Annotated in this window: 5 protein-coding genes; 3 read left to right on the top strand and 2 right to left on the bottom strand. The window is 62.8% G+C overall.

From position 1 onward, the window contains the following. The first annotated feature begins 255 nt into the window (after positions 1 to 255). Positions 256 to 1,920 carry a putative bifunctional diguanylate cyclase/phosphodiesterase gene (locus KSS96_RS27875; RefSeq protein ID WP_017526835.1) on the top strand — a complete coding sequence of 555 codons (1,665 nt, stop codon included), beginning with the start codon at positions 256 to 258 and terminating at the stop codon, positions 1,918 to 1,920. A 27-nt stretch (positions 1,921 to 1,947) separates the two neighbouring features. Here KSS96_RS27875 and KSS96_RS27870 read toward each other — a convergent pair whose 3' ends face one another. Then, the gene (locus KSS96_RS27870) at positions 1,948 to 3,351 is read right to left on the bottom strand and encodes a NorM family multidrug efflux MATE transporter (protein ID WP_065879261.1); all 1,404 of its coding nucleotides are present in this window, start codon (positions 3,349 to 3,351) and stop codon (positions 1,948 to 1,950) included. Between the two features lie 152 nt (positions 3,352 to 3,503). On the opposite strand from KSS96_RS27870, the gene KSS96_RS27865 reads away from it, so the two are divergent. After that, the gene (locus KSS96_RS27865) at positions 3,504 to 4,424 is read left to right on the top strand and encodes a LysR substrate-binding domain-containing protein (RefSeq protein WP_065879262.1); all 921 of its coding nucleotides are present in this window, start codon (positions 3,504 to 3,506) and stop codon (positions 4,422 to 4,424) included. A gap of 178 nt (positions 4,425 to 4,602) precedes the next feature. Continuing rightward, positions 4,603 to 6,579 carry a methyl-accepting chemotaxis protein gene (locus tag KSS96_RS27860; protein WP_017526838.1) on the top strand — a complete coding sequence of 659 codons (1,977 nt, stop codon included), beginning with the start codon at positions 4,603 to 4,605 and terminating at the stop codon, positions 6,577 to 6,579. Positions 6,580 to 6,620: 41 nt separating this feature from the next. Here the strand turns inward: KSS96_RS27860 and KSS96_RS27855 are convergent, their stop codons facing one another. Further along, positions 6,621 to 8,117 carry a YifB family Mg chelatase-like AAA ATPase gene (locus tag KSS96_RS27855; RefSeq protein WP_017526839.1) on the bottom strand — a complete coding sequence of 499 codons (1,497 nt, stop codon included), beginning with the start codon at positions 8,115 to 8,117 and terminating at the stop codon, positions 6,621 to 6,623. Positions 8,118 to 8,224: the final 107 nt, after the last annotated feature.

Genomic DNA, 8,224 nt, shown 5'->3' with positions numbered 1-8,224 from the left:
ACAGAGTTCAGGGAGTCGTTGTTCAAAAGGGCGGGCATTTTAACAGGCTGGCGAGATTCTGCTGCTCTGGATCGACGGTGTGACGTACCACTCGATCTAAATTTGCCGCTTTTGCTACTTTGCCGCAGGATGTATTAGTTTTTAAGACAATTGCTTACAGCCTGCGTATTTGATAACCCCTGTCATTGGTGATTGTCAGGTCGCACGTCATAATGCCCGCCGCCAACGAATTTTTGCAGAGTCTAGGGAGCTAGCTTGTCTACGCCTGTCGAACCCTTGCGTTTGCTGCTATTGGCCGATGCGCCTGAGTGGGCAGCTTTGTTGCGCGAGTGCCTGGCGCCGATGGGCGAAGGGGCTGTGCTGATCAGCGCACCCAACTGGGACTCGGTGAGTCGTCTGTTCGATGACGACCAAAGCGCCGTGCTATTGACCACGCCCAGCCTGCAGCCCGGGCCTGGCCGTTGCAGCCTGCCGTGTGTGTTGCTGCTGGAAGAGGAGCCGTTGGTAGCGCCGTTGGGCGTCAGTGATTGGCTGATCCATGATGGATTGGACGCCGACACTGTGCGCCGTTGCCTGCGCCATGTGCGCGAGCGTGGTGTGCTGGAAAACACCCTGCAGCGCCTGGCCGAGCAAGACCCCCTCACCGGTATCGCCAACCGCCAGGGTTTCCAGACCCTGCTGGCCGCGCGGCTGGCCGAGAACGAAGGTCGCGGCCTGGCCCTCGGTCACCTGGACCTCGACAATTTCCGTCACGCCAACGACGCCCTCGGCCACCAGGCCGGCGACCGGTTGATCCTGCAGGTGGTCTCGCGGCTCAAGAACCAGCTTGAGGTCGGCGACCAACTGGCCCGCCTGGGCAGCGATGAATTTGCGCTGTTGATCGACACCCGCCGTGCGCCCCAGCGCGCCGAATGGATGGCCGAGCGCATTACCGAAGCGATGGCCGAACCTTACTGGGTAGATGGCGAAAGCCTGCTGATCGGTTGCAGCCTGGGCGTGGCGCATGCCCGTGCGCGCGCCGGCGCCGACCCGCTGATGTGGCACGCCCATATCGCCATGCAGCAAGCCAAAAGCACTCAGGGCTGCACCTTTCATATCTTCAACGAACGCATCAACCGCAATGCGCGCAGCCTGGCCGACCTGGAAAGTGAACTGCGCCGTGCCCTGCGTCGCGATGAGTTGGAGTTGCATTACCAGCCACGCCTGGATCTGGACGATGGGCATATCGTCGGCCTTGAGGCCCTGGTGCGCTGGCGCCACGGCGAACGCGGCCTGTTGCCCCCCAGCGAATTCGTGCCCCTGGCCGAACAGAGCGGCCTGATCGTACCGCTGGGCTACTGGGTGATCTCCCGGGCCCTGCGCGACATGCAAGACCTGCGCGAGCGCGGCCTGCCGCCGCTGCACATGGCGGTCAACCTGTCGTTCCGCCAGTTCCAGGACAGCCAGTTGCTCTCCACGCTCAGCCGGCTGATCAGCGAGCGCGGCGTGGAGGCGCAGTGGTTGGAGTTCGAGCTGACCGAAACCGCCGTGATGCGCCGCAGTGACCTGGTCAAGCAGACCATGGATGCCCTCGGTCGCCTGGGTGTGCGGTTTTCCCTGGATGACTTCGGCACCGGTTTCTCATCGTTCGTGCACCTCAATAGCTTGCCGATCGCCTTGTTGAAGATCGACAAGAGCTTTGTCGGCGGCATGGAAGAGCGCGAAGAGAACCGCAAGCTGGTACACGCGATGATCAACCTGGCACACAATCTCAACCTGGAAGTGGTGGCCGAAGGCGTGGAAACCCCGGAGCAACTCGCGTTGCTGAGGCTGTTTGGCTGCGACCAGGCCCAGGGTTACCTGATCAGCAAACCGTTGCCGCTGCCGGAGTTGGTGGAGTACTTGAAGTTCGACAAGGGCCAGCAGGCGTTACTGGGTTGAGCTGTAAACCCAACCCAAGTGCCCGCGCTAGTCAGGTTGCATGGCTGGGAATTTCGCGTGTACTTGCGGTTCCTGGCGAATCATTCGCTTCATCTTCGCTTCAAACGCCCAAGTCAGGCTGACCGCTGCACACGCCAGGCCCAACGCCAAACCCCACCACACACCGGTCGGCCCCCAGCCCAGGGTGAAGGCCATCAGCCAGGCCGAAGGCGCGCCGATCAGCCAGTAGCATCCCAAGCCCACCAGAAAGGTGGTCTTGGCATCCTTGAGCCCTCGGATGCAGCCCATGGCGATGGTCTGCACGCCATCGAACAGCTCGAACCAGGCCGCGACGGCCAACAGGCTGACTGCCAGCACGATCACGTCGTGGAACGCCGGGTCGTCATGGTCGAGGAAGAGCCCGATCAAAGGGTCGGAAAACAGCCACAGCACGGCGGCAAATCCCAACATCACCGCCGCGCCAAAACTGATCCCCACTCGCCCCGCCATGCGCGCTTGCAGCAATTGCCCGGCCCCATAGTGCTGGCCGATGCGCATGGTCACCGCGTAGGACATGCCGGCCGGAACCATGAACGCCACCGAGACAATTTGCAGGGCGATCTGATGCGCCGCCAACTGCGTACTGCCCATGGTACCCATGCACAGCGCGGCAAAGGCGAACAACCCGACCTCCACCGCGTAGGTGCCGCCAATCGGCAGGCCCAGGCGCCACAATTCGCGCAGATAGTGGGTGTTGAGGCGCAGCAGGCCGTTGCTCAGCGGGTAGGCAGCGTAGGCGCGGTTGCTGCGGATGTACCACATCAGCGCCAGCGCCATGCCATTGGCGACGATGGCGGTGACCAGGCCGATGCCCATCAAGCCGAGTTTCGGCAGGCCGAACATGCCTTCGATCAGCGCGTGATTGAGCAGGTAGTTGAGCACCGTGCCGCCGAGGCTGATCACCATCACCGGGGTGGCCTTGCCGATGGCACTGGTGAAGCCGCGCAAAGCCATGAAGCTCAGGTAGCCGGGCAAGGCGAACGGCAGCACCGTGAGGAACTGTCCCGCCGACTGCACGTTGGTTTCGGTCTGGCCGAACATCAGCAGCACCGGTTTGAGGTTCCATAGCAGCAAGGCCGCCGCCAGGGCCATCAGCCAGGCAAGCCAGAGCCCGGCCTGGGTCAGGCGGGTGGCGCCTTCGATATCGCCGGCGCCGTGACGGATAGCGACCAGCGTCCCCACGGCGGCAATCACGCCGATGCAGAAGATCGACACGAACGAATAACTCGCCGCGCCCAGGCCGCCGCCAGCCAGGGCTTCCGGGCTCAGGCGCGCCATCATCAAGGTGTCTGTCAGCACCATCAACATGTGCGCCAACTGCGAGGCAATCAGCGGCCCTGACAGCCGCAGAATGGCCCAGAGTTCGGTACGTGCCGGATGCTGCATGATCATCACGCTCAACAAATCAGAGGGTTGGGAGAGGGTTGATTTTCGGCGCTCTGCGCCCAATGCACAAAGGGATAAAAGCGATCGTTCGCATGATTAAAACTCATGCCTGATTGATTCTGGTAGGGTTCGGGCATTGCGCTGTCGGAGCTTTCAACATGTCTCGTCGTCTTCCTCCTCTGTATGCCTTGCGCGCATTTGAAGCGGCCTCCCGGCACCATTCCTTTACTCGCGCCGCTGAAGAGCTGTCGATCACCCAGAGTGCGGTGAGCCGGCATATCCGCACCCTGGAAGAACATTTCGCCTGCCGCCTGTTTCAGCGCAGCGGCCGCAATTTGCAGCTCACCGAAGCCGCGCGCCTGCTGTTGCCCGGCGTGCGCGAAGGGTTTGCCGCACTGGAACGGGCCTGCCACACCCTGAACGCCGAAGACGACATTTTGCGCATGAAGGCGCCGTCGACCCTGACCATGCGTTGGTTGTTGGCGCGGCTCAGTCGCTTCCGGGCGTTGCAGCCGGGCAATGAGGTGCAACTGACCAGCGCCTGGATGAGCGTGGATGAGGTGGATTTCAACCAGGAGCCTTTCGATTGCGCGGTGCTCTTGAGCAACGGGCATTTTCCAGCGGATTGGGAGGCCTGCTATCTGTTCCCCGAGCTGTTGATTCCGGTTGGCGCGCCGAACTTGTTGAGCGACGGGCCTTGGGATATAAACCGCCTGGCCGGCGCCGAGTTGCTGCACCCCACGCCAGACCGTCGCGACTGGCGCAGTTGGCTGGAGCGCATGGGGTTGTCGTCCCAGGTTTCGCTCAAGGGCGGGCAGGTGTTCGATACGCTTGAGCTGGGCATGATCGCCGCCGCCCGTGGTTACGGCGTGTCCATGGGCGACCTGCTGATGGTGGCCGAAGACGTGGCCCAGGGGCGTTTGAGCCTGCCGTGGCCGACCGCGGTGGCCAGTGGGGAAAATTACTACCTGGTGTGGCCGAGAACCCGTCCCGGTGGTGAACGCTTGCGGCGCCTGGCGGATTTCCTTCAGGGCGAAGTGCAAGCCATGGTCCTGCCGGCGGTCGAGCGCCTCGATTGAGGGGGTTGCAGGCCTGGCGCGCAACCGTTTGCGTGATACCCCTGCGACTCGCTCAAGTATTGCCGAGCGCCGCCGAAGTAGGTGTGTTGGCACCATCGTCCTCCAACGTTTCCCACCAGATAATTTGCCGAGCAGCGCTATGAGATCAGGATGATCCTGGCCTCGGCCAGGAGCAGTCATGTCTCAACCTCGCGCCCGGATCGCCTCCCAGTTAGGCCTCGCATTAGCCTTGATTCTGGCTGTCGTCATCAGCGGCAGTACCGTTTTCGCCCTGCGGTCCCTCGATGCCGCCAACCTCGATACCCGCGAGGAGCACCTGGCCAGCGAAGCGCGTTTGCTCGCCGACCAGCTCAATACCTTCCACAGTACGTTGCGCGAAAGCACCCAGCGCCTGACGGGGTTGTTTGAGAAGCGCTTCAGCGCCGGGCTGTCGGTGCAGGCCGATCACCCGGTCACCGTGGCCGGGGTGCAGACGCCGAGCCTGTTGCTGGGCAGCGAAGTGCTCAACAACAACTTCACCGAAGTAGACGAGTTCAAGCAAATGTCCGGCGGCGTGGCCACGGTGTTCGTGCGCAGCGGCGACGACTTTATCCGCGTCAGCACGTCCCTGACCAAGCAGGACGGCAGCCGCGCGATCGGCACCGTGCTTGATCGCCAAGGCCCGGCTTACCAACGTGTTCTCGGTGGCCAGGCCTATATCGGGCGAGCAGTGTTGTTCGATCGGTCCTATATGACCCAGTACAGCCCTGTACGCGACGCCGGCGGCAAAGTGATTGCCGTGCTGTTCATCGGGTTTGACTACACCGACGCTCAGGCCGCGCAGTTCGAAAACCTCAAGCGCTTCCGCATCGGCCAGACCGGCTCCCTGGCGTTGCTCGACGAGCAGAAGCGCTGGCTGGTACCGCCGGCGGGTGTACAGGCGTTGGATCAGGCGGTGCCGGTGATGTTGGATCTGGCCAAGACCCCTGGCAAAGGCCGCTTCTGGAGCGACAAGAACGAAGATTTCTACAGTGTTTCGGTACCCTTCGACGGTGGCCCTTGGGCCGTGGTTGCGAGCATGCCGAAAGCTGAAATCCGCGCGGTTACCTGGGCGGTCGGGATTCGCCTGGTGATCGGCAGCGTGCTGGCGATGCTGCTGGCGGTGGGTGCCACGGTGTGGCTGCTGCGCAGCAAGCTGCAGCCGCTGAGCGACCTGGTGCGCCAGGCCGAAGCCTTGGGCGCGGGTGATTTGAGTGCACGCCTGAACGTGTCCAGCCATGACGAAATTGGCCAACTGGCGCGCAGTTTCAACCAAATGGGTGAAGCGCTGTCGACCATGGTTTCCCATATCCGCAAGGCGGCCGAAGAGGTCAATAGCCGTGCCCAGGCGCTGTCCGGTTTGTCTGGCGGTGCTTATGACGGCATGGAACAGCAGTCCGGCGAGATCACCAGCATGGCCGGCGCGGTTGAGGAGTTCAGCGCCACGTCGCTGAATATCGCCGACAATATGGGCGCCACCGAGCGCCTGGCCCAGGAAAACGCGCAACAAACCCGTATCGGTCGCAACTCGATGCAAGAGGCGTCGTCGTCCCTGGAACACATCGCCACCGCCCTGAACAGCACCGCGTCCGTGATCAACACCTTGGGCCAACGCTCCCAGGAGATCGGCGGAATCGTCGGCGTGATCACCTCCATCGCCGAGCAGACCAACCTGCTGGCGCTCAACGCCGCCATCGAAGCCGCACGGGCCGGTGAACAGGGTCGCGGTTTTGCCGTGGTAGCCGACGAGGTGCGCAACCTGGCGTCGCGTACCCGCGAAGCCACGGATGAAATTTCCGGGATGATCCAGAGCATCCAGAAGGAAACCGGCAATGCCATCAGCACCATGGAGCACGGCAATGCGCTGATGCAGGAAGGCCTGTCGCGCAACGCCGACGTGGCCTCGGCCCTGGCACGTATCGACGAGCAAAGCCGCTCGGCCGGTCAGCAGTTCGCAGCGATTACCACCGCGACCCAGGAGCAAAGCAGCACCGCGACCTTGCTCAGCAGCAACTTGCAGAGCATCGCGCTGGCCAATAGCGAGCAGCGTGAAGTGGTGTCGAATTTGGCGATTACCGCTAAGGAGTTGGAAACGTTGGCGGCGGGCCTGCGCCATGAAGTGGATCGGTTCCGCTGAGATTACGCTGTGCAAAATGTGCGAGGGGGCCTACGCCAGACTCAAGTGATTGCTGGGGGTCGGTATTGCAAGGCCTCCTTGAGATGATCGCGGGTGATCGCCTGCACCTGATCCAAGTCCGCCAGAGTGCGTGCCACCTTGAGTAGCCGATGTGCTGCGCGCAGCGACAACGTCAGCCGCTCGCAGGCACCCTCCAGCCAGCTTTCATCGGCTTTCAGTAATTGGCAGTGCTCGCGCAGGCTCGGTAGATCAAGGAAGGCATTGGCGCAGCCCTGGCGCCGTTGCTGACGGTCCCTGGCTTCGGCCACGTGGGCCGAGGCTGTAGCCGTCGTGTCACCGGCCTGCCGGGTTGGATTCAACGCGGTTGTTTCACGTGCCACGGTAAGGTGCAGGTCGATTCGATCCAACAGCGGCCCGGAGAGCTTGTTTCGATACCGCTGGATTTGCTCCGGCGTGCAGCGACAGCGCCCACTGGGTTCGCCCATATAGCCGCAAGGGCAGGGGTTCATGGCCGCCACCAGTTGGAAGCGCGCCGGGAAACTCACTCGGTCGCGAGCGCGGGAAATCACGATATGTCCCGACTCCAGTGGCTCGCGCAGCACCTCCAGTACTTTGCGATCGAACTCTGGCAATTCATCCAGGAACAACACCCCGTGATGCGCCAGGGTAATTTCCCCTGGCTGCGGTTTCGAGCCGCCACCCACCAGCGCCGGGCCTGAAGCGGAATGGTGCGGCTGGCGAAACGGCCGGTGTGGCCAGTGGCTCAGCGGCGCGAGGCTGACCACCGATTGGATCGCCGCCACTTCCAGAGCCTCCTGTTCGCTCAGTGGCGGTAGCAAACCGGGCAGGCGGCTGGCGAGCAAGGTCTTGCCGGTGCCCGGTGGCCCGCTGAACAGCAGGTTATGCGCACCCGCCGCTGCGATCAGCAATGCACGCTTGGCGGCGAGCTGGCCCTGCACTTCGCTCAAGTCTGGGTAGGGCTTGTTCAGGTACAGCAAGCCATCGGATTTGTAGGGCTCAATCGGCACCTGCCCATTCAAGTGCGCTACCACCTGCAGGAGGTGATCCACCGCTATCACCTTCAACCCGCAAGCCAGGCAGGCCTCCTCGGCATTCGCCCGCGGCACTATCACGGTGCGCCCGGCCTTGCGCGCCGCCAATGCGGCTGGCAACACACCTTTGACCGCGCGCACTTCACCGGACAGCGCCAATTCGCCCAGGCATTCGACCTCATCGAGCATCAACGCCGGTACCTGCACGCTGGCCGCCAGAATCCCCAAGGCGATGGCCAAATCAAAGCGCCCGCCGTCCTTGGGCAGGTCGGCGGGCGCGAGGTTGAGGGTGATGCGGCGCGAGGGATATTGCAGGGCACTGTTGAGGATGGCGCTGCGCACGCGGTCCTTGCTTTCCTTGACGGCGGTTTCGGGCAGGCCCACCAGGGTCAGGGAAGGCAAGCCATTGGCCATGTGCACTTCTACGGTGACGGCGGGGGCTTCGACGCCGACCTGGGCGCGGCTGTGGACAATGGCGAGGGACATGCTCGTTCCTTGAAATGGGGGGCCGCTTCCTGCGGTTTTTCAAGGGTAGACGAGGTGGGGAAGAGCGAAGCGCGGAGGTTTTACAGAACGTATCCAGAGAAAAAGGT

This window comes from Pseudomonas asgharzadehiana (assembly GCF_019139815.1).
Taxonomy (GTDB): Bacteria; Pseudomonadota; Gammaproteobacteria; order Pseudomonadales; family Pseudomonadaceae; genus Aquipseudomonas; species Aquipseudomonas asgharzadehiana.
The sequence above is the reverse complement of the archived record's forward strand: the minus strand, read 5'-3'. Positions and strand labels throughout refer to the sequence as shown.